We start from the raw sequence: 20,991 nt of genomic DNA, 5'->3' as shown, positions 1-20,991 counted from the left end.
ATCACCCTTGCAGGACCGAGGAGACGAGCAGCTGCGTGTACGCGGCGTGCGGATCGTCGAGCACGCGATCGGTGAGACCGGACTCGATGACGCGGCCGTCCTTCATGACGAGCGTGCGGTGCGAGATGAGCCGCGCGACGGCGAGGTCGTGGGTGACGACGACGACCGCGAGGCCGAGGTCGGAGACCAGGCTGCGGATCAGGTCGAGCAGGCGCGCCTGCACCGACACGTCCAGGCCGCTGGTCGGCTCGTCCATGAACACCAGCCGCGGTGAGACCACCAGGTTGCGGGCGATCTGCAGCCGCTGCCGCATGCCCCCGGAGAAGGTCGACGGGTGGTCGTCGATCCGGTCGGCGGGGATCTCGACGCGCTCGAGCCACTGGGCCGCGGTCTCGCGGATGCGGCCGTAGTGGCGCCAGCCGTTGGCCATCAGCGGCTCGCCGACGTTGCCGCCCGCGCTGACGTGCATACGCAGGCCGTCGGCCGGATCCTGGTGCACGAAGCCCCACTCGCTGCGCCACAACCGCCGCACGGAGCTCTCCGACAACCCCGCGAGCTCGACCGGCAGGCCGTCGGCCATGCGGTAGCGGATGCTCCCCTCGGTCAGCTCGAGCCGCTGCGACAGCGTGCCGAGCAGCGTCGACTTGCCCGATCCCGACTCGCCCACGACGGCGAGCACCTCGCCCGGCCAGAGATCGAAGTCCACGTCCCGGCATCCGTACCGCAGGCCGTAGCGGTGGCCGGCGCCACGCACCTCCAACAGAGGACGTTCGTCGGTCATGCGATCGCCTTCGTGTTCGGCGTGGCGGTGTTCGGCCTTGTGGCGGTCGACGTGGTGGAGGTCGACGTGGTGGCGTTCGGCGCAGCCGCGGTCCGCTCGCAGTGGTCGGTGTCGGAGCAGACGAACATCGAGCCCCCGGCGTCGTCGGTGATGACCTCGTCGAGGTAGCCGCCGGTCGAGCCGCAGATCGCGCAGGGATCGTCGAACCGCTGCGGCTCGAAGGGGAAGTCCTCGAAGCCGAGGCTCTCGACGCTCGTGAACGGGGGCACGGCGTAGATGCGCTTCTCGCGGCCGGCACCGAACAGCTGCAGCGCCGGGTTCATGTGCATCTTGGGGTTGTCGAAGCTCGGGATCGGTGACGGCGCCATCAGGTAGCGGCCGCCGACGAGCACCGGGTAGTCATAGGTCTTGGCGATGTGCCCGAAGCGGGCGATGTCCTCGTAGAGCTTGACGAACATGAGCCCGTACTCCTCGAGCGCGTGCAGGCGGCGGGTCTCCGTCTCGCGCGGCTCGAGGAACCGGAGCGGCTCGGGCACCGGCACCTGGTAGACGATCACCTGTCCCTCTGCCAGCGGGGTTTCGGGGATGCGATGGCGGGTCTGGACGATGGTCGCCTCGTCGGTTCGCGTCGTGGTCTCGACGTGGGCGACGGACCTGAAGAACTTCCGGATCGAGACGGCGTTCGTCGTGTCGTCCGCGCCCTGGTCGATGACCTTGAGGACGTCCTGCTCGCCGATGATGGCGGCCGTGACCTGCACGCCTCCGGTGCCCCAGCCGCGCGGCATCGGCACCTCGCGGCTGGCGAACGGCACCTGGAAGCCGGGGATCGCGACGGCCTTCAGCAGGGCCCTGCGGATCATCCGTTTGGTCTGCTCGTCGAGGTAGCCGATGTTGTAGCCGATCAGATCGGCGGTCATGCGCGCGACTCCTTGAACTCCTCGTTCAGACGGCGGACCAGCATCAGCTCGGCCTGGAAGTCGACGTAGTGCGGCAGCTTCAGGTGCTCCACGAATCCGGTGGCCTGCACGTTGTCGCTGTGGCTGATGACGAACTCCTCGTCCTGGACCGGGGAGACGACGCGCTCGTCGAACTCCGCACTGCGCAGCGCCCGGTCGACGATCGACATCGACATCGCCTTGCGCTCGCTGCGGCCGAAGGCGAGGCCGTAGCCGCGGGTGAACTGCGCGGGCGTCTCGGCGCTGCCGGTGAACTGGTTGACCATCTGGCACTCGGTGATCTCGATGCGCCCCAGTGGAACGCCGAAGCCCAACTCAGGAGCGTCGAACTCGACCTCCACCTCGCCCACCCGGATCTCCCCGGCGAAGGGGTGTGTGTTGCCGAAACCGCGCTGGCTCGAGTAGGCGAGGCCGAGCAGGAAGCCCTCGTCGCCGCGCGCCAGCGCCTGGAGCCGCTCCGCCCGGCTCATCGGGAAGACCGGCGGCTCGCGGGTGAGGTCGCCCGGCTGCGTCGCGTCCTGGTCGGGGTGGGCATCCGGTTCGATCAGCGCGCTGGAGCCCAGCAGATCGGCCACGCGGGGCATGGCCTGATCCTCGCCATCGACCCCGTCGGACGCGCGCCGATCGGGAGTGGCCGCACCGGCGGCGGAGAACAGCCGGTGCGTGTAGTCGAACGTCGCTCCGAGCTGCTGCCCGCCGGGAAGATCCTTGAAAGTGGCGGAGATGCGCCGCTGCGGCGGCAACCCGGACGTGTCGATGGCGCAGGTGTAACCGAAGCGCGGCAAGGTGGTGCGGTAGGAGCGCACCAGGGTGACGGCCTCGAGGACGTCACCCTGCGCCTGCAGCAGCGCGCGTGCCGCGAGTTCCGGATCGTAGAGCGAGCCCTCGGTCATGACCCGGGAGACGAGGACCCCGAACTGGCCCTCGACCTGCGCCGGGTCGACCACGGGCAGGTGTGGGTGACCGCGGCCCTGCTCGGCCAGGAGCGCGTGCGCGTTCGTGATGGCGCGCTCCCCGCCCTTCACGGCGACGTACATGTCATGCCTCCTGTGCGGGACGGGTTGACGCGGAAGGAGCTGACGCGGAACCGGTCGGTGCGGGGCCGACGGCGTGCAGTCGGGTGGTGCGGGGCAGTGCGGCGATGGCGTCCTCGTCGACCAGCAGGAGATCGACGCCGCGGGGGAAGGTTGCGGTGTTTGCGGTCCACTGCGGGAGGAACTCCGCGTCGGCCCACGGGGCGGCGAAACCGGTCGCGCCGTCGATGCCGGGGCCTGCCGCACGGAACAGGGCCGTGCCGGTGCATCCGCGGACGTCGAGCAGGACGGTGGCCGAGCGGTGCGGTGCCTCGTCGGTGCCGCACCGGAGCTGGGCCAGTGGGGGCAGCGAGCGTGGGTCGGCGAGGACGAACTGCGCGTCGGCCGGCTCCGCGACGAGCCGCGTCCCGGTGTGGAAGCCCAGCCAGGCGGCGCACTCCGCGTCGGCGCCGAGGCTGCCCCCGAGCCAGGTGGAGCAGTCCTCGTCGAGCAGGGTCAGCGCCACAGCGGCGAGGCCGCGGCCCAGCGCCGCCGGCGAGCGGGCGGGACCGCTCAGCGGGTAGGAGCGCGTGGGATGCGCGAGCGCGTCGAGCACGGCCCGGAACGCGCGCTGGGCGTCGTGGGTCGGGTCGGCGAACCCGGGGGCCGGAATGGCGGGCGCGCCCGCCGGGCCGGTCACGCGTGTTCCCGTGCGACGGTGAAGAAGTCCACACGGGTGCTGCGGGCGTCGCGGCGACGGCGCTCGTCGCGTTCGGCCTGGGTGCGCGCCAGCGGTGCGACGACCTCGGCCAGTACCCGGTCGTGCAGGTCGGGGTCGACCAGCAGGCCGTCGAAGACCGCCGCCAGCTCCGCGTGCTCGAGATCGGTCCCGAGCACGTAGGAGATGCCGAGCACGTCGGATCGAAGGGACTCGCCGTGCAGATGCACGGTGGCCCGGGCGACGGTGGCCTCGCCCAGGTTGAACCGCGCACCGCCCGCGTCGATCCGGCCTCGCACCATCACCAGCCCGATCTCCGGGCCACGGATCCGGCGCACCTCGGGTTTGGGCTGCCAGTCCTGCCAGGCCGCCGCGAGGTCGGCAGGTTCGGCGAGCGCGAGCGTCCGCATCCACTTCTGCCGGGCAGCGGTAGCCGGTGCGGCCGTGGTGGTCGCGCGCATCCGCAGCCTCCCTTCCGGGGAGTCAAGTTGTCTACTTATCTAGATAACTTGAACGGTAGCCCGCCCTGGCGCCGCACAGCCCGCGGCGAGGTGAACTCTCCGGGAACGGACCGAAACGGTCGGGCGGGGTCGGTAGGGTGCCCGAGTGGGTACGCGGAGATCGCCCAGCGGCTACTCGGCGTGGCGGTTGATCGCCGACGAGCTGCGCGGCGAGATCGTCGGCGGCTCACTGCCCCCCGGCTCGAAACTGGCGTCGGAGACGGAGCTCGCCCTCAGGTTCGACGTGCACCGCCACACGGTGCGGCAGGCCGTCGCCGCGCTCGCGGCCGATCACCTCGTCGTCGCCCGCCGGGGCAGCGGCACCTTCGTGGCGGAGCACGCCGTGCTGGTGCACCGCATCGGCCTGCGCACCCGCCTGACCGACAGCCTGGGGCCGCGCGGCGCGGCCGCCTCCGGGAAGCTGCTCGAGTCGGCGATCGAAACCGACCCGCCTCCCGACGTCGTCGAACGCCTCCGCCTCGCAGGCCGTCCTGCCCTCCGGCTCGAGGTGGTGAGGTGCGTGGACGGCCTGCCGATCGCGCGGGGGACCGCGTGGCTGGTCGCGGACCGCGTGCCCGGCCTCGTCGAGCACTACGGGCCCGACGGCTCGATCACCGCAGCGCTGCGTGCCGTCGGCATCCACGACTACGTGCGCACCTCCACCACGATCGCCGGGCGCGCGGCAACCACCGCCGAAGCGATCGAGCTCGAGCTTCCCGCCGGATCGATGGTGCTCGTCGTGCGGGCGCTCAACACGCTTCCCGACACCACGCCCTTGCTCTACAACATCACACGCTTTGCAGCCGATCGGGTCGAGCTCGACGTGCAGCACGGGGACCCGGCCGCCTATGCCCTGCCGCAGGCGGGGCCGGAGTCCGACTGACAACGTTGCGGTTCGGCCGACACCAGCCCGCCGGCCTGCTCGTGCGCGACGTGCTTGGTTGCTGCGGGGCTCTGTGGTGAACTGCCTCCCGTGCCGCTTGTCGGTGGTGTCGCTCCACCGGGTGAGGTAGGCGTTTCCGTCGGGCACCACCGCCCCGAGCATTCCGGCGCGGACGAGTGCGGGTCGCCAGATGCGCGAGCGGAACAACGTGCGGCGCAGCGCCCCGATCGCCTTCCAACCGGAGGTTCTCCGTCGGTCAATGAGCCCTGCGCTGCTGCCACCGGTCGTGGGTCGAGCCCGGCGGTGGCGTGATCACCGGCAGGTGATCAACGCGATCCTGTTGGCGCGAGGACAGTCCCCGTGGTCGTCTGGGGTGGGATCGCGCCCTGGGGCGTGGTCCCACCCGGTTATCGGTGGTGCCGAGACGTGCCGTTGTCAGGCTTGCTTGCCGATCTTCTCTGGCAGGTTGAACAGGCGCCTGGCGTTGAGGTAGCCGATCTTGGCCCGGTCGTTCTCGTTGATGGCGGCGTTGTCGAACCAGTCGGCGGCCTCACGCATGGACTCGTACGGGTAGTCGGCGGAGAACAGCACGCGGTCGGAGCCCAACTCGTCCATGGTGGCGTTGAGCGTCGGAGTGTGGAAGTTGCCGCTGGTCGTGACGTAGAAGTTGTTCTGCAAGTAGTGACGCAGCGGTTTCTGGGCCTTGACAAGTTTGCCCATTTTGGCCGCGCGATGCTCGATGCGCCACATATTGGCCGGCAGGGTCTCGCCCAGGTGTCCGAGAATGATCGTCAGTTTGGGGAACTTGTCGAACAGGCCGCTGGTCATCAGGCGTAGCGCGTGGGTGGCGCCTTCGACCGTGAAGGTCCATACGGCCCCAAACAGTTCCGGGTGCTCCTCGTAGGCGGCCGAGGCACCCGGCAGGGGGTCGCGCGGGTGAATGTAGACCGGCACGCCAAGTTCCTCGACACGCTTCCAGAACGGCAGGTAGCGCTCGTGGTCGTAGTACCAGCCCGTCTCGACGTCACCGATGTTGGTGAAGCCGTTGAGCATCACCGCCGGAAACCCGAGCTCGTTCACACAGCGCTCGAGCTCGGTTACGGCCGCGGCCGGGTCCTGCATGGGCAGGGCGGCCATGCCGCCGAAGCGGGTGGGATGGGCCGCCACGGCCGCGCAGGCTTTGTCGTTAGCCAGCCGGGCCAGGGTGACGGCACGCTTCGGGTCGGTGATCGCCTGGATGCCGGGCGCGGTCAGCGACAGCAGCAGGTAGTCGATGCCGGCGGCGTCCATCTCCGCCAGCCGTCCCGCGCCGAGGTCTGCCAGGCGCTGGGAGATATCAGGGCTGACGTAGTCCGGTTCGGTGCTCCCGGCGTCGAGGAAGTTTTCGGGGTTGACGTAGTCCGGGATTCCCTCACCCGCGCTGAAGGCCTCTTCGAATGCGATCTTGCCCATGTGGCCGCTCCAGGCTCTCGATCCACTGTTCAAGCCACCATCAAGATCGACGGCGCCTGCTGAATCAACTGTACGGTCGGCACTGCCAGGGGCGGGGCGGTCGATGGCGGCCTCGTGGGCGTCCAGGGCCGCGTCTACCTCGGCGACGTGACCCAGCGCCGGGGCGTAGCCGCGCCCGGCGCACGCCGGCGTCGAACCGGACGCGGGCCGCGGAGAGGTCGCGCTCGCCGAGCCACATCAGCCCGCCCCGGAAGTCGGACGCTGTTGTCGGTGGTGTGGGGTTTGATCCAAATCCGACTCGGCTCCCGTTCCGAAGCGGTCAGTGCACCAGACCGGTGCGGAACGCGAGCACCACGGCCTGCACCCGGTCGCGCGAGCCGGTCTTGGCCAGGATGTTGCCCACGTGCGTCTTCACGGTCGTCTCGGCGACGAAGTGCGCCGCGGCGATCTCGGCGTTGGTGGCGCCGTGGGCCATGAGGGTGAGCACCTCCCGCTCCCGCGGGGTGAGGGCGGCGATACGCGCGGCGTCGCCGCGGTCCGGCTGCGGCGACCCCGCGAGCAGCGGTGCCGCCTGGCGCAGCAGCCGCCGGGTGGAGACGGGATCGACGACGGCGTCGCCGCGGTGCACGCTGCGCACCGCGTCGACCATGAACTCCGGTGTGACGTCCTTGAGCAGGAAACCGCTCGCGCCGGCGGCGATCGCGGCGGTCACCGAGGAGTCCAGGTCGAACGTGGTCAGCACGATCACCTTGGTGTCGGGGTGGTGGGCGACGACGCGGCGGGTGGCCTCGACGCCGTCGACGCGGGGCATCCGGATGTCCATGAGGACGACGTCTGCGGGCAGGTCGGCGAGCACGGCGAGCACCTCGTCGCCGTCGGCGGCCTCGGCGACCACGGAGATGCCGGGCTGGGCGTCGAGCACCATCCGGAAGCCGGCGCGGACGAGGTCCTGGTCGTCGACCACCATGACGCGCAACGGCCCATCGCCCACGCCGGACGAGCCTAAGTGATCGCCCGCGGCACGATCAGAGGGCGTTCGGGGGAGGGCGTGGGCGGGGCGGCGTAGGGCAGCCGCAGGCGCACCGCGAAGCCGTCTCCCTCCGGGCCCGTATCGACGAAGCCCCCGTGCGCGCCGACGCGTTCGCGCATGCCCCGCAGCCCGTGTCCGCCCAGGCTGCCGGCAACGGGCGGACGGCCCGGCGGACGCGCCGAGCCCTCGTCGACCACCGCGATGGCGAGGTGATCGGCGTGCCAGGTCAGCTCGACCATCGCCCGCGCTCCGCGCCCGGCGTGCTTCAGGGTGTTGGTGAGGGCCTCCTGAACGGCGCGGTAGGCCGTCAACGCCGTTCCCGCGGGCAAGGGACGCGGTTCGCCCGTGACGACCAGGCGGACCTGCGTGCCGATGCGGCGCTGCTCCTCGACCAGGGCCGGTATCGCGTCGATGCCGGGTTGCGGGGCGCCGAGGCCGTCGTCGGTCTCCTCGCGGTCGTCCTCGTGCAACAGCCCGAGCAGGGCACGGATGTCGGCGAGCGCGCAGCGGCCGGTGTCGGCGATGTCCCCGAACATCGACGCGGGGCTCGTCCCCGGGCCGAACCCGTCGTTCGCCGCGGCGACCCGGCCGCCGTCGGCCTGCACGATGATCACCGAGAGCGAGTGGGCGACGATGTCGTGCATCTCCCGGGCGATCCGGGCCCGTTCGGCCATTCGGGCGAGCCGTTCCTGGGTCGCCTGCTCGGCCTCCAGCAGACGGGCGCGTTCGCGCAGATGCTCGACGTTGCGTCGGCCGGCCCGCCGCAGCGCCCCGCCCAGCCAGACGGTGACGGCCAGCACCGCCGCTGCGACGAGCACCGAGCGAACGGCGAGAGGCGCTGCCGGCCCGATCCGGAGGGTCGTGACCAGCAGCATAAGCCCGGCGCCCGCCACCGAGACGACCGCGGCGGCGACGCCCGACCACAGAGGCCCGTACGCCGCCAGCGAGTATCCCGTCACGAGCACCGCCACCACGACGATCCCGGGGGTCGAGTTGGTGAGGATCGCGGCGACGCCCACGCCGGCGACCACCAGGCCGACGGTCACCGGCCGGACCCTGCGGGCCACCAGCGCGGCGCAGGCCACGACGGCAAGCACAACGTCGAGGCCGGTGCGCGCCAGTTGCAGGCTCGGCAGAGCGGCAATCGCGGCGACCACGGCGTCCACCGCGATCCGGTGCGCCCGCAGCCAGGCCGCGACGCGGTCGACAGCGGGAACGGGCGCCACCGGGTGCGGAGGTGTCATCCCTGATCTCTACCCGAGCGGCCGGCGCGCGTCGACACGGTGTGCAGCACCCACTCCACCGGGCCGCGCCCGATCAACCGACGCCAGGCGAGGGCGAGGAGGATCGCGACGACGACGAAGAGCACCGTCGCGAGCCAGGGCTGCTGCTGTTGCCAGCTCGGCACTGCGGCGGTCAGCAGGGCCATCACCGCGATGTGACCGGCGTAGATGGTGGCAGCCATGGCACCGGCCGCGGCCAGGGGCCACTCGACCGCCGCCGTCACCCGGCCGCGCTCTGCGAGCATCAGGCACAGCGCGAGCACCGCGACGGCGACCCCGGTGGACCCGATGACCTCGAAGGTCGTACCGCTGTGCGGTGCGTCCACCAGCAGGAAGGCCGGTGTCAAGGTGCCCGATGTGCCCATGCTCGAGCTCGTCGTCAGCTCGACGAGCTGCTCCGGCGACAGATGTACCTGCGTCGCCAGCGGCGCCAACGCAGCGATCAACGCCTCCCGGCCGCCGAGGACGTCGACCGCGAGCCACGAGCCGCCGTACCCGATCACGGCGGCTGCCACCCCGGCAATCGCGAGCCGTGCCCGCACGGCCGCGCTCCGCAGGTCGAGTCGACCGATCGCCAGCCCGGCCAGCACGAACGGCATCCACGTCGCGACCGGGTAGGTCCCGGTCAGCAGCAGCCGCAGTACGGCGTCGCCCGCCGCGCCCCACGAGGTGAGGTCCACCGGCGCGACCGCGCCGCCCAGCTCGTCCGTGTGGATCTTGGTACGCAGCAGGAACGAAACCTGCGGGCCCACGAGCGCCCACCCCGCCGCCCACGCCAGCAGCGCACCTGGCCGCAGCCACAGCAGGGGCAGGGCCAGCGCGAACAGGACGGCGTAGTAGCTGAGGATGACGATCGGGCCGCTGCTGATCGCGGCGAGGGCCACGCCGAGCACGAACAGCAGCACCGCCCGCACGGCGATGCGTGTCCGGTCCCGCTGCTCGCGCGTCCCCGCCCGGTGTTCGGCCAGCCCTCGCCGGCCCCCACTGAGCAGGCCCAGCGAGACCCCGGCCAGCACCGCGAACAAGATCGCCGAGCGGCCCTCGGCGATGCCGAACACCGTCCCGCCGAGGCCTCCGCCGAGCGGCGCGCCCCCGGATACGTGGACCACGATCATCCCGATCACCGCGAGGCCGCGTGCCGCGTCGAGACCTCTGAGGCGCCTGTCCTGCCTCGCGTCCCGGCTCGTCGCGGCCGGCACCATTGTCTCCGTCACGGCGTCGAGCCTGATCCCCGCGCCGCCGCCGGACATCGCCCCACGGTCGGAGATCTTTTTCCTCCCGTGGTGGGAGGTGCAGCCGCGGCCGTCGCCACAGACTCCTCACGGTGAACGTGCGGATCTTGCCCGGAGTGGTCGCCATCGGCGTCGGCGCGGTGCTGGTCGTCGCTGCCTTCGTGCCTTTCGTGGCCCGCAGCTACCGCCGGCGCGGTGAGCTCGGCCCGGGGCACGCCCTGCTCGCCGCCACGACGCTGGTCTACGCGCTGGGTGTGGTCGCCTACACCCTGCTGCCCCTGCCGGACGTCGACCCCGGGTTCTGCACGAGCCGGATCGCCGCCGCCGGAGCCCAGCTGCACCCGCTGCAGTTCCTGACCGACATCCGCACCGACCAGGTGCGCACGGGCGTCCGCGGACTCCTGGGCAACCCGGCGGTGCAGCAGGTCGGGTTCAACGTGGCGCTGTTCGTGCCGCTCGGGGCGCTGCTGCGCCACCTGGGCCGCCGATCGGTGGTGGTTGCAACGCTCGTCGGGTTCGCAATCTCGTTGTTCATCGAGCTCACGCAGCTCACCGGCAACTGGTTCCTCTACCCGTGCCCCTACCGGCTGTTCGACGTCGACGACCTCATTGCGAACACCGCGGGCGCGCTCGTCGGTGCGCTCGTCGCCCCGGTGCTGCAGCGCGTGCCCGGACAGCGCGGCGTCGCGGCCGCCCCGGGCGCGCCCCGGCCGGTCACCACGGGCCGGAGACTGCTCGGGGTGCTGTGCGACCTGCTCGGGCTCTGGCTCGCGGCCCTGCTCGTCGCCGTGCTGGTCAACGCTCTGTCGCTCGCGGTGGGCGGGGATTTCGTTTCCGGCACCCGGAAGGCCGGCGACCCCGCCGCGGGCGTCGCCTGGCTCGGGTGGCTGGCACTGTTCGTCGCGCTGCCGATGCTGGGCCCCGGCGGGACGCTCGGGCAGCGGGCCGTGCTGCTGCAGCCGGTGCTCCTCGACGGCAGGCGCCCCGCACGGATTCGACTGCTGCTCCGCAGTCTGGCCGGGACGGGTGGCTTCCTGCTGCTGCAGAACGCAGGCGGGGGCCTGGCCGCGATCGCCGTGCTGTGGGGGCTGGTCAGTCTGGTGGGGATCGTGCACAGCCGGGAGCACCGCGGCCTCGGCGGCCGGTGGACCGGCACCGTGCTGGTGGACCGGCGGTCACTCGCGGGGCATGGCGTGCGCGCCGAGGGGGACCGCGTCCCCGGCCGCGTCCGCCGGTAGGGCGCCGGTGCTCCGGGGCTTCCGCAACCGCGCCCATATCTGTGCAAGAGGGGGCCGCACGGGTCACACCCCCACGCAGTGTGTTTTCGCGGGCGGCGCGCCGGGCATGTACTTCTGGGCGGACCGGCCCGGGACGATAGGAACGTCGAGGAGGTTGTGGTGCCGAATCCGAGTATCAAGGACGAGAAGCGGTATCAGAAGCTGCGCGACAAGGGAGCGTCCAAGGAGAAGGCGGCCCGGATAGCGAACGCCTCGGCTGCCGAGGGGCGCAAGACGGTGTCCAAACGGGGCGGGCGGTCCTCCAGCTACGACGACATGAGCAAGTCGGAGCTGTACGACCGCGCCAAGAAGGTCGGCATCGCCGGGCGGTCGAGCATGTCGAAGAAGGAGTTGGCTGCGGCTCTGCGGAACCACTGAGCTTCGTCAGGCCCGACGTTCGCCGGGAGCGCCGGCGCGTCCGTGGTGCCGATGATCGAGGAGTGGTGGGGTGGCGCGGGTTCGGATCGTGCCCGGTGCTGCCGTGCGCAACTACGTGCGTCCCGCGGTCGAGGAGCTGCGGGGCGAGATCTCGACGCCGAGCTGCTGGCCGCGCCGGGTGAGCCCGGTCAGCCGGCGCGTCTCGACGAGTACGCACGAGTGCTGGCCGGCCGGATCGCGGCCGAGGATCCGGTGGACCTGCTGATCGGTCTGTCGGTAGGAGCGCAGGTCGCGGCGGTTGCCGGCGGCGCGCGTCGACGGCCTCGCTGCGGCGGCAACCAGGTTCTGCCACGCCGCCCCCCGTCACCGTGCCGGCACCGCCGATCAGGAACCTGATGCTGGTCAGCCCGACCGTCGACCCGGAGGCCAGACCACGCCTGCGCTGCGTCCAGGTGATCTCGAACATCCGGTCGCGGCTACGACGGGCGCCAGTCGTTCGAAGTGAGGTCGGAACCCGCCGTGGGTCCCATCAGCAGCATTCCGCCGTCCACGGGCCACGAGGCACCGGTCACGTACGAGGCGCCGGGTGACGCGAGGAATGCGACGACCGCGGCGATCTCGCGCGCGTCGGCCGGACGGCCCAGCGGCACACCGGGGCGCTCGACAGTGTGTGGATCTGTCTCCTCCTGCCCGGTCATCCGGGTCGCGACCTCGCCCGGCGCTACCGCGTTCACCGTGATCCGATGCTCGGCAAGCTCCAGCGCGGCTACCTTCGTGAGCAGCCCGAGGCCGGCCTTCGCAGCACTGTAGGCGCCGGCGGCGACGCGGGGCTGGAACTCGTGGACGCTGGTGATGTTCACGATCCGGCCGCCGCGCCCCGCGGCGATCATCCGGCGGGCCGCGCGCTGCATGCAGAGGAACGCACCGTCGAGATCGGTTGCGAGCACCTCACGCCAGGTGTCGTAGTCGGTGTCCAGGAATGGCGTGCTGGTGCCCGTGCCCGCCCTGTTGACCAGCACGTCGAGGCCGCCGAGCGCGTCGGCGAGGTCGTCGATGACGTCAGCAGCACCTGGCAGCACGCCGAAGTCCAGCCGGCGGATCTCGGCCTTGCGCCCGTGGGTACGGACCTGCTCGGCGGTGCTCCGCGCCCCCGCGTCGTGCGAATGGAAGGTGATGCCGACGTCGCAGCCACCTGCGGCCAGCGCGACAGCCACGGCGCGGCCGATTCCGGAGTCGGAGCCGGTGACGATCGCGGTGGCCGGAAACCCCTCGGGGACACTCATGCTGCCGAGGTACCCGACGGCCTTGCCCGGCGAACCCGCCTGGCGTACCGACGCCCGAGGTTCCGGGTCTAGACCTGCGGCGTTGCCTGCGCCATCTGCCAGAGGTAGAGGCACGCCAGCGTCCGGTACGGGCGCCATGGCTCAGCGATCCGCTCCAGCTCGGCCGGGGCCGGTGGTCCTGACAGCCCGTACGCCTTCTCCACGGCGTGGCGAAGGCCGAGGTCGCCGACCGGCAGTACGTCCGGCCGGTTCAGGTGGAACATCAGGAACATGTCGGCGGTCCAGGTGCCGATGCCCTTCACCGCCGAGAGCTGCGCGATCACGTCTTCGTCGGGCAGTTCGTGCAGTCGTTCCAGATCGAGGTCGCCGGAGTCGATGTGCTCGGCGAGCGAGCGCAGGGACGCCGCCTTCGCTCTCGACAGACCTGCGGCCCGGCACAGCTCGTCGGGATCGTCGTCGAGGATCTCTCGCGGTGTCGGCGGGTGCCCGCTGAAGCGATCAGAGCCACCTGCCCACCTGGTTCGGGTCGATCCCGCGGCGCCTGGTCTGTCCCGCCGCAGGCAGGGGCCCGACTGGAGCTACTACGACGAGGCGAGCGAACCGATCAACGATCCCGCGGTCATCGCGCGGATCTCGGCACTGGTGATTCCTCCCGCCTGGCGCGACGTCTGGATCTCCCCCGATTCGAACGGGCGCATCCAGGCGGTGGGCACCGACGCCGCTGGCCGGCCCGTGAGCGGATGGTGACGTTGGCGATGTATCCGCAGGTCACAGCGTCACGAACCACTTCGTGGGTACCTTCGACGTATGTCCGGCCCCAGCCTTACGCCTGCCGCGGTGGCGAGCGCGCTGTTCGACTTCAGCTTGCGGCCCTCCCAGAACCAGGCGGTGGGTGGGGTCGTTGCGGGCCGTGACACGCTGGCCGTGCTGCCGACAGGCAGCGGCAAGAGCGCCATCTACCAGGTGGCAGGCCTCTCTCTCGGCGGTCTCACGCTGGTGATCTCGCCGCTGATCGCCTTGCAACGGGACCAGATCAGGTCGATCGCCGGCCGCCGCTACGGAGCGCCGCGGCCCATCGAAGCCGAGCTGCTGAACTCCTCTCAGAGGGCGCACGAGCGTCAGGACGCCCTTTCGCGTCTGGCCAGGGGCGATCTCGACTTTCTCTTCATCGGGCCTGAGCAACTCATGAACTCCGAGACGCGCGATGCGGTACGCGCCGGCGCACGCGACGTCAGGCTGTTCGTCGTCGACGAGGCGCACCTCGTCAGCGAGTGGGGTCAGGAGTTCAGGCCGGAGTACCTGAGGCTGGTCGACGCGATCGCGGATCTCGGCCGACCGACGATCCTCGCATTGACGGCGACAGCGTCCCCGCCCGTGCAGGCGGACATCACGCGCCGCCTGGGAATGCAGTCCCCGGACGTAGTGGTCGCCGATTTCGACCGGCCGAACATATCGCTCGCCATGCGGCAAACCCAGCCGAGCAAGCCGGAGGCACGCGCTGTCGACGATCGTTGCGTCGACGTGGTGATCCAGCATGAGACTCCTGCCCTGGTCTACGCGCTCACTCACGCACGATGCGAGTCGCTCGCCGACCGGCTGCGGCTCGACGACTTCCGGACCGCCCCCTACCACGCAGGTCTGGCCGCCGGTGCCCGGGCGGACGTACAGGACAAATTCTTCTCGGGGCGGCTGGATGTCGTGGTCGCCACCAGTGCGTTCGGCCTGGGAATCGACAAACCTGATATCCGGACCGTGGTGCATGCGGGCGTCTCTGCGAGCATCGACGACTACTACCAGGAGATCGGGCGGGCCGGCCGGGACGGAGAGCCGGCTGCTGCGGTCCTGGTGCACGACCCGCGGGCCATCCGGATACCTCGAAGCCTCGCAGCGCGCACGCACCTGGGCGAAGCGACCCTCCACCGGGTTGTCGATGCGATCGAGAACGCCGGCGGGTCAGTTGCAGTTGCGGAGCTGGTTGAGTCTTCCGAGGTGGCTGCACACGCTGTCGACCGTGTGGTCAACGAACTGAGCGAACTGGGATTCGTCAGCATTGCCGGGGCCGGTCACCACCGCGTTGTCGAGCCTGAGCAGGATCTACCACGTCCCGCCGATCTGACCGATCAACTGGTGACGCTGGATCAACGGCGACAAGCCGTGCTGGCCAGCCGTCTCAACGCAGCCCGGGAATACGCGGAGAGTACGCGATGCCGTCGGGCGGAACTCCTCGCATACTTCGGCGAGAGCTATACCCCACCCTGTGAGAACTGCGACAATGATCGGTTCTCACAACCGACCGCGCCTTCTCGCCCATCGGTCACCGGTGGGACTCCGGTGCGTCATCGTCTCTGGGGAGAGGGACAGATGCTGAGCCGAGATGACCACGAGCTTCTGGTCTACTTCGATAGTGTCGGATACAAACACCTGACCGCGTCAGCCCTGTCATCCGGGATCTTGCATCGGCGGTGAGCAGATCCGCTCTAGTGGAGTGCGCGCTCCTGCGATCACGTGCGCACCGGCGTCCGCCAGGGTCTGGGTGATCGCCAGGCCGATGCCCCTGCCGGCCCTGTCGCAACGGCAACCATCGCTTCGTCATGGAGTTCGCTCGAGCGTCGGTCGCTGCCATCCGGCGTACTCTGCTGCCGCCTCGTAGGTGGTTTGCAGGAAATCGAGGAGCAGCTTCTCCGGGTCGGCGCTTTCTCGGACCCGTTCGTAGGGGAGGACGAACTCGCCGAGTTCCTCGCTGTAGTAGGCGCCGACGGGTTCGACAGGAGCGTCGCGGAACCCGTCGGGTTCGGGGTAGACGTAGGAGTAGAAGAGGCCGTGGTCGCCGTCCGGCCAGTAGCCGCAGCTGCTTACTTCGTAGGAGTAGGCCTCCAGCATGACGTGTGGACCGATGTTGGGTGCGCCACCGGGGTGCGGAGGTGCGGGGCGACCGGAGAACCGGGAGGTCGCCAGGTCGAGCGCGCCCCACCACAGGTGGACCGGACTTGCCTTCCCCAGGAACCGGCCGCGGAACTCGTGCATGACCCGGTCGATCTGGACCAGTGTTCGCCAGTAGCGCTGCACGTGGTCGCGATCGTAGGAGGCGTGCGTGTCGTCGTTGTCGAACGGGATGGCGTTCTCGATCTCGACCGGCCTCGGCCAGATTCGGGTGGTGAGACCGAGGTCGTTCAGATGGTTCAGTACTCGGTTGTAGAAGTCGGCGACGTTCCGCGGCTCGAGGGCCAGTGATCGCAATTGGCCGTCGGACGTCGTGATCTGCAGCTGGTGGTCGTGGAAGTCGAAGTCGATCTGAAAGTTGCGGCCGCTGTTGTGCGGGATCAACGAGGTGGTCAGCCCGCGGGAGGTGACGTAGAGCGGAACGTTCCACCAGTGATTGACCAAAGGTGAGTTCGCGAGCCGGATCTTTCCGATGATCTGAGTCCAGAGGTGCAGGGTGTCTCGGGTCGGTTGCCACTGCGCCACCGGCAGTATGGGCCATTCGGCGGTGTCTTCCGGACGTTCTGTAGCCAGATGAGTGCACGCGGGCACCGGATCCTGCGGTGTCACGTAATCACCTCGATTCGCATGCATGTCATCGATGCTCGAAGCTACCGGAGTCCTTGATGACCGTTCCAGTGACGTTCGTGATCCGGTTCTAGCTCTTCTGAAGCACGAGAAGCGGAACGAGCTGTTCGTCTGGAGTGAGTGACCCGTGTTGTCCGATGAACCTGCTGAGCCGTGCCTCGGTTCGCGTACGAGTCATGGCGAGGGTTCCTTGTGCCGCAACGACGAGATCGCCTATGCGCGGACGAACGCGGTCGTCAACCTGGGGCCCGAACCATCCCGCGGCGATGGCGTCGTCCCTGCGCAGGATCCACGCTCGGTCACCGAGGAGACTCTGCCAACCGTCGAACACGTCGTCGGTTGCGCCCGATTCCGTGTAGACGTGTCGAGCGCGTGCCTCGCCGCCCAGCATCCGAACCCCATCTCGTAGGAGTGGTTCGTTGTCCAGGTCGACACGATCGTCAGCCGCGATTTCCACCATGCCGTGGTCGGCCGTGATGACGAGCATTGCCCCGCGGGGGAGTCCGTCGGCGATCCTTGCTGCGAGTTGATCCACATACGCCAGTTGGTGGCGCCACGGGTCGCTGCTCGGTCCGTAGACGTGCCCGAGCACATCAAGGTCGCCGTGGTAGGCGTAGCAGAACGCGCGGTCGTGAGCGCGGAGTGCCTCCAGCGTTCTGCTGGTGAGGTCGCCCAGTGTGTGTGCGCTGATGAACCGACCACCTCGCAGCACTGCGCGACTGAGGCCGCTGCCGTCCTGCTCTCGCGGAGCGACGATGCTGACGGCGACGCCGGCATCAGCCGCGCGTTCGAACGCGGTGCGATGAGGTTGGAACTCCTCAGGAACGATCCGCGAGCGCAGGTCCACCGGGCGGCCGTCACCATGACGATGCCACCCCAGAACATTGAGCATCACATTGTCGGCAGCGGCGAAGGAGTAGCCGACGAAGCCGTTCTCTCCCGGTGGCAGGCCGGTGCCGAGCGCGGCGATGCCGGTCGCGGTCGTCGCGGGAAAGCCCGCGGTGATGGGTTCACTCTCGAAGGCCAGCGACGACAGGAACGGCGCCTCGGCCTCGCGGGAGCGCAGCGACTTCCAGCCCAGCCCATCGACCAGAAGAAGACAGACCCTGCGCGCCCCGGGAAGCCCGAGGACCGCTGTCATGTCCGGCACGCCGAACCCCGCCAGGATCGACGGGACGACGTTCGCAAGTGTGGCGGCACCGTACAGCGGTACCAGGGGTTTCATCGTCCACGACCCTAGTGCCGGGCGGTCGTCTGCGTGACGACCAGCGCCTCCACGATGCCGCCTGACCTCGGACCTTCCTCGGTCATCCCTGTTCTGCCGGCCCTCACCATGTCGGACGAGGCCACCAGTCAGTACACCTGGACCTGTGGCGTGGTGTGCGCGATCTGCCAGAGGTACATGCATGCGAGCGTTCGGTAGGGGCGCCACGGCTCCGCGATTTCTTCCAGTTCAGCGGGGCGTGGCCGCTCCGGCAGCCGGTACTCGTGCTGGACGCAGCGGCGTATCTCGAGGTCGCCGACGGGTAGTACGTCCGGGCGGTGCAGGTGGAACATCATGAACATGTGGGCGGTCCATGTGCCGATGCCCTTCACCGCGACGAGCTGTGTGACCACCGCATCGTCGGGCAACTCGTGCAACTGCTCGAGGTCGAGCTCGCCGGAGACGATGTGCTCGGCGAGTGAGCGGAGGGATGTCGTCTTCGCTCTGGAGAGGCCGGCGGTCAGGCGCAGCTCGTCGGGGTCGTCGTCGAGGATTTCCTGCGGCGTCGGCGGTCGGCCGCCGAAGCGCTCGTTCAGTCTCCGGTAGATCGCGGTCGACGCGATGATGGAGATGTTCTGGCTGACCATCGCGCGGATGAGCATGCTGTAGTGGTCGGTCGGGATGTTCGGATCGCGCGGCGCCGTGGGGTCGGGCGGCAGCGTCAGCCGGGTGCCGCCGTTCTCTCGCACGACCCTGTCGATGATTGCGCCCAGTACGGGGTCGGCGCGGCGCAAGTGGATCTCGGGAGTCGTCGCGCTCCGCGTCATTCATCTGATGGTACGCCCGCTCCCATCGGAATCCGTTTCGCCTCAGTAGATCCATCAGAGTGGCGCAGATACATGCGAACGTTGCGATTCATCGAACAGGTGCAGAGCGCTTGGGTTTCGTCGAATATGGATGATCGTTGATTTCCTGTATTGCTGCCGTTCGGAGCAGTTCAGTGGGGGAGTACGTCCATCGCCGTCGACGGGGGGGCGATGTCGCCGCAGCGTCGCCCGGAGGTGATCACCGCTCGCATCGCCTCGAGGCGGCACTCCACGTCGAGCTCCAGCGTCCTGGCCGCCGCAGGGTCCCGCACAGTCGGCTCGAGAGCCGGCGAGGTTCGGGTGGCGACGTACTGTTGCCGGGGCGCACAACCCCGGCAGGAGGTGCAAGCCATGCCTGAGGCTCCCGTGCTGGTGCTCGGCGCCACCGGCGGACAGGGCGGAGCCGTGACCGAGGCGCTGCTCGCGCGGGCCGTGCCGGTACGAGCCCTGGTGCGCGACCCGGGCAGCGGATCCGCTCGGCGGCTGGCCGGCCGCGGCGTCGAGGTCGCGGCCGGCTCCTTGACCGACCAGAAGTCGCTGACCACCGCGATGCGCGAGGTTGCGGGCGTGTTCGCGGTGACCACGCCGTTCGACTCCGGTGTGGACGCCGAGGTCGAGCAAGGCCGCACGATCCTGGCCGCCGCCCGCGAGTCGCGGATGCCACACCTCGTGTTCAGCTCGGTGGCCGGGGCGGACCAGCACAGCGGCGTCCCGCATTTCGACAGCAAGGCCGTCATCGAAGCCGACCTCGCCGCAGGGAGCCTGCCCTACACGATCCTGGGACCCACGTACTTCTTCGACAACGCCCTCGGCGGCGCCGACCGGATCCGCAACGGGATCCTCGACCTCCCGTTGCCGGGGAATCGGCCGCTGCAGCAACTGGCCCGCTCGGACCTGGGGGCATTCGCCGCCGAGGTGCTGCGGTCCCCGCACCGGTACGTGGGACGACGGATCGAGATTGCCGGCGACGCCCCGACCCCCTCCCAGATGGCCGCCACGCTCGGAGCGGCGCTGGGTCGTCCGGTGCGCCACGAGCAGGTGCCGTTGGACTCCATCACCAACCCCGACATGCATGCCATGTGGCGGTTTCTCAACGGCCCCGGGTACCAGGTCGATCTCGACGCACTGCACGGCGCGCAACCGCAGATCGGCTGGACGACGTTCGCCGATTGGGCCAGCCGTACCTTCGCGGCCACCCGCAGCACGTGACGCCCGACGAGCACCTCAGACAGCGCTGCTCTTCTGCCACTGTTCCCACGTCCCCGACCCAGGCGTCGTGCACGTGCACCGTCTCGGTGCGGTCGGTCTCGCCGTAGGTGCCGTTGCCGAGGTCGACGCCGAACATGTCAGCCGTCAGCGTGATCGTCGATCCCGCGGTCCAGCAGGTCTTCGGGCGGTAGTGCATCTCGGTGCTCGAGAGCAGTACCACCTGCCGGTCTGAGCTGGGTCGACGTCACGCTGAGCGCGTTCTGCGCCGCCACCCGGTTGCGATGAGACTGGTCGACCGCTCGGTGGCACCGTGCTCCGTACGCTCCTTCTGCTCTGATGTGTGCGTTAACATCGCCTCTCGCAACGGCGCGAGCAGGGGGTACGAGCGATGAGGCTGCGGCAGCGGCTGCTTGTGGCGAGCGGATTGGTGCTGGCATGCGCGGTGGCCACCGCCTGTAGCGAGGGTGACCCGGTCAGCACCGACCGTGGCAGCGAGCCCGGCGCGGGCGTCAAGACCATCGGGCTGATGGTCCAGGATCTGTCCAACCCGTTCTTCCAGTCCATGGCCAACGGCGTACAGACCGGGGCGGAGAAGATCGGCGCCACCGTCAACGTGCAGGACGGCCGGCAGGACCTCGGTGCCCAGAACGAGCAGATCGACGCCTTCATCCAGCAGCAGGTCGACGTGCTGCTGATCAACGCCGTCGACTCCGACGGCATCGGGCCGGCGGTCGAGCGGGCCAAGGCGGCCGGGATCACGGTGGTCGCTGTCGACGTCGCCGCACGTGGTGCCGAGGCGCAGGTCACCCTGGACAACACCGCGGCCGGCAACCTCGCCTGCACCTACCTGGCCGACCAGATCGGCGGCGCAGGCAACATCCTGTTGATCAACGGCACGCCGATCTCGTCGGTGCAGGACCGGGTCACCGGCTGCAAGCAGGCGCTGCAGGGCTACCCGCAGATCACGATCGTCGCCGAGCAGAACGGCGACAACGGGCGCGCAGAGGCGTTGACGATCGCCACCGACATGCTCACCGCACACCCGGACGTGAAGGGCGTATTCGGGATCAACGACCCGACGGCGTTGGGTGCCACCCTCGCCGCGCAGCAGGCCGGCATCGGTGGGCTGGTGATCGTCGGCGTCGACGCATCGCCGGAGGCGGTTGCCGAGCTGCAGAAGCCCGACTCGATGTTCCGTGCCACGGCGGCTCAGGACCCCAACACCCAGGGCGCGATCGCGCTGGAGATGGCCCAGAAGCTGTTCGCGGGCGAGGCGCTGGAGGAGCAGTCCGTGCTCGTGCCCACCGAGATGATCACCAGGGAGAACCTGGCGCAGTACAAGGGCTGGCAGTAGGCCCG

At 69.8% G+C, this 20,991-nt stretch carries 23 protein-coding genes; 8 read left to right on the top strand and 15 right to left on the bottom strand.

Features of this window, described 5'->3' with window-relative positions:
• Position 1 precedes the first annotated feature (1 nt).
• From phnK to phnG, 5 genes are read right to left on the bottom strand one after another with little or no spacing between them, the layout of a single operon-like run.
• Positions 2 to 781, bottom strand: a complete 780-nt coding sequence (phnK, locus tag ACQPZA_RS23470) for a phosphonate C-P lyase system protein PhnK (protein WP_433273790.1) — start codon at positions 779 to 781, stop codon at positions 2 to 4.
• Positions 778 to 1,698 (bottom strand): alpha-D-ribose 1-methylphosphonate 5-phosphate C-P-lyase PhnJ, encoded by a 921-nt coding sequence (locus tag ACQPZA_RS23465; RefSeq protein ID WP_433273788.1) that lies wholly within the window; start codon positions 1,696 to 1,698, stop codon positions 778 to 780. The genes phnK and ACQPZA_RS23465 overlap by 4 nt, the downstream gene beginning before the upstream one ends.
• Positions 1,695 to 2,774, bottom strand: coding sequence for a carbon-phosphorus lyase complex subunit PhnI (locus ACQPZA_RS23460; RefSeq protein WP_433273786.1), 1,080 nt, complete (start codon positions 2,772 to 2,774; stop codon positions 1,695 to 1,697). Before ACQPZA_RS23460 ends, ACQPZA_RS23465 begins: the two co-directional genes overlap by 4 nt.
• 1 nt (position 2,775) lies before the next feature.
• Positions 2,776 to 3,450, bottom strand: a complete 675-nt coding sequence (phnH, locus tag ACQPZA_RS23455; protein ID WP_433273784.1) for a phosphonate C-P lyase system protein PhnH — start codon at positions 3,448 to 3,450, stop codon at positions 2,776 to 2,778.
• Positions 3,447 to 3,929: a phosphonate C-P lyase system protein PhnG gene (gene phnG, locus ACQPZA_RS23450; protein ID WP_433273782.1), complete on the bottom strand. Its 483-nt coding sequence runs from the start codon at positions 3,927 to 3,929 to the stop codon at positions 3,447 to 3,449. Before phnG ends, phnH begins: the two co-directional genes overlap by 4 nt.
• 145 nt (positions 3,930 to 4,074) lie before the next feature.
• Here phnG and phnF point away from each other — a divergent pair, with 145 nt between their 5' ends.
• Complete coding sequence (gene phnF / locus ACQPZA_RS23445; protein WP_433273780.1) at positions 4,075 to 4,851, top strand: phosphonate metabolism transcriptional regulator PhnF; 777 nt, start codon at positions 4,075 to 4,077, stop codon at positions 4,849 to 4,851.
• 435 nt (positions 4,852 to 5,286) lie between these two features.
• Here the strand turns inward: phnF and ACQPZA_RS23440 are convergent, their stop codons facing one another.
• The 4 genes from ACQPZA_RS23440 to ACQPZA_RS23425 form a co-directional block, all read right to left on the bottom strand.
• Complete coding sequence (locus ACQPZA_RS23440) at positions 5,287 to 6,303, bottom strand: amidohydrolase family protein (protein ID WP_433273778.1); 1,017 nt, start codon at positions 6,301 to 6,303, stop codon at positions 5,287 to 5,289.
• Positions 6,304 to 6,622: 319 nt separating this feature from the next.
• Positions 6,623 to 7,270 (bottom strand): response regulator, encoded by a 648-nt coding sequence (locus tag ACQPZA_RS23435; RefSeq protein ID WP_433282955.1) that lies wholly within the window; start codon positions 7,268 to 7,270, stop codon positions 6,623 to 6,625.
• A 35-nt stretch (positions 7,271 to 7,305) separates the two neighbouring features.
• Positions 7,306 to 8,577, bottom strand: coding sequence for a sensor histidine kinase (locus ACQPZA_RS23430; RefSeq protein ID WP_433273776.1), 1,272 nt, complete (start codon positions 8,575 to 8,577; stop codon positions 7,306 to 7,308).
• The gene (locus tag ACQPZA_RS23425; protein ID WP_433273774.1) at positions 8,574 to 9,830 is read right to left on the bottom strand and encodes a DUF418 domain-containing protein; all 1,257 of its coding nucleotides are present in this window, start codon (positions 9,828 to 9,830) and stop codon (positions 8,574 to 8,576) included. Before ACQPZA_RS23425 ends, ACQPZA_RS23430 begins: the two co-directional genes overlap by 4 nt.
• Positions 9,831 to 9,940: 110 nt before the next feature.
• On the opposite strand from ACQPZA_RS23425, the gene ACQPZA_RS23420 reads away from it, so the two are divergent.
• The 3 genes from ACQPZA_RS23420 (at position 9,941) to ACQPZA_RS23410 (ending at position 11,768) form a co-directional block, all read left to right on the top strand.
• Positions 9,941 to 11,086: a VanZ family protein gene (locus tag ACQPZA_RS23420; RefSeq protein WP_433273772.1), complete on the top strand. Its 1,146-nt coding sequence runs from the start codon at positions 9,941 to 9,943 to the stop codon at positions 11,084 to 11,086.
• A 159-nt stretch (positions 11,087 to 11,245) separates the two neighbouring features.
• On the top strand, positions 11,246 to 11,503 hold the full coding sequence (locus ACQPZA_RS23415; protein WP_433273770.1) for a DUF7218 family protein: 258 nt from the start codon (positions 11,246 to 11,248) through the stop codon (positions 11,501 to 11,503).
• 70 nt (positions 11,504 to 11,573) lie between these two features.
• A complete protein-coding gene (locus tag ACQPZA_RS23410; RefSeq protein ID WP_433273768.1) occupies positions 11,574 to 11,768 on the top strand; it encodes a hypothetical protein in 195 nt (64 codons plus the stop codon).
• 211 nt (positions 11,769 to 11,979) lie between these two features.
• Here the strand turns inward: ACQPZA_RS23410 and ACQPZA_RS23405 are convergent, their stop codons facing one another.
• Positions 11,980 to 12,786: an SDR family oxidoreductase gene (locus ACQPZA_RS23405; protein WP_433273766.1), complete on the bottom strand. Its 807-nt coding sequence runs from the start codon at positions 12,784 to 12,786 to the stop codon at positions 11,980 to 11,982.
• Positions 12,787 to 12,854: 68 nt separating this feature from the next.
• Positions 12,855 to 13,346, bottom strand: a complete 492-nt coding sequence (locus ACQPZA_RS23400) for a DNA-3-methyladenine glycosylase family protein (RefSeq protein ID WP_433282953.1) — start codon at positions 13,344 to 13,346, stop codon at positions 12,855 to 12,857.
• On the opposite strand from ACQPZA_RS23400, the gene ACQPZA_RS23395 reads away from it, so the two are divergent.
• Complete coding sequence (locus tag ACQPZA_RS23395) at positions 13,249 to 13,533, top strand: hypothetical protein (protein ID WP_433282951.1); 285 nt, start codon at positions 13,249 to 13,251, stop codon at positions 13,531 to 13,533. The two genes, ACQPZA_RS23400 and ACQPZA_RS23395, sit on opposite strands and share 98 nt — an antisense overlap.
• A gap of 60 nt (positions 13,534 to 13,593) precedes the next feature.
• Positions 13,594 to 15,252 (top strand): RecQ family ATP-dependent DNA helicase, encoded by a 1,659-nt coding sequence (locus ACQPZA_RS23390; protein ID WP_433273764.1) that lies wholly within the window; start codon positions 13,594 to 13,596, stop codon positions 15,250 to 15,252.
• Positions 15,253 to 15,375: 123 nt separating this feature from the next.
• Here the strand turns inward: ACQPZA_RS23390 and ACQPZA_RS23385 are convergent, their stop codons facing one another.
• The 4 genes from ACQPZA_RS23385 to ACQPZA_RS23370 form a co-directional block, all read right to left on the bottom strand.
• Complete coding sequence (locus tag ACQPZA_RS23385) at positions 15,376 to 16,317, bottom strand: DUF5996 family protein (RefSeq protein WP_433282949.1); 942 nt, start codon at positions 16,315 to 16,317, stop codon at positions 15,376 to 15,378.
• Positions 16,318 to 16,423: 106 nt separating this feature from the next.
• Positions 16,424 to 17,578, bottom strand: coding sequence for an alkaline phosphatase family protein (locus tag ACQPZA_RS23380; protein WP_433273762.1), 1,155 nt, complete (start codon positions 17,576 to 17,578; stop codon positions 16,424 to 16,426).
• Positions 17,579 to 17,706: 128 nt separating this feature from the next.
• The gene (locus tag ACQPZA_RS23375; RefSeq protein ID WP_433273760.1) at positions 17,707 to 18,351 is read right to left on the bottom strand and encodes a DNA-3-methyladenine glycosylase family protein; all 645 of its coding nucleotides are present in this window, start codon (positions 18,349 to 18,351) and stop codon (positions 17,707 to 17,709) included.
• A gap of 203 nt (positions 18,352 to 18,554) precedes the next feature.
• Positions 18,555 to 18,695: a hypothetical protein gene (locus ACQPZA_RS23370; RefSeq protein WP_433273758.1), complete on the bottom strand. Its 141-nt coding sequence runs from the start codon at positions 18,693 to 18,695 to the stop codon at positions 18,555 to 18,557.
• A 79-nt stretch (positions 18,696 to 18,774) separates the two neighbouring features.
• Here ACQPZA_RS23370 and ACQPZA_RS23365 point away from each other — a divergent pair, with 79 nt between their 5' ends.
• Both ACQPZA_RS23365 and ACQPZA_RS23360 read left to right on the top strand, forming a co-directional pair.
• Complete coding sequence (locus tag ACQPZA_RS23365) at positions 18,775 to 19,632, top strand: NmrA/HSCARG family protein (RefSeq protein ID WP_433273756.1); 858 nt, start codon at positions 18,775 to 18,777, stop codon at positions 19,630 to 19,632.
• A gap of 388 nt (positions 19,633 to 20,020) precedes the next feature.
• Positions 20,021 to 20,986, top strand: a complete 966-nt coding sequence (locus ACQPZA_RS23360) for an ABC transporter substrate-binding protein (protein ID WP_433273754.1) — start codon at positions 20,021 to 20,023, stop codon at positions 20,984 to 20,986.
• Positions 20,987 to 20,991 lie beyond the last annotated feature (5 nt).

It is taken from the genome of Pseudonocardia xinjiangensis, assembly GCF_050948425.1.
GTDB classification, from domain to species: Bacteria; Actinomycetota; Actinomycetes; order Mycobacteriales; family Pseudonocardiaceae; genus Pseudonocardia; species Pseudonocardia xinjiangensis.
This window is presented reverse-complemented; position numbering and strand designations above follow the sequence as displayed.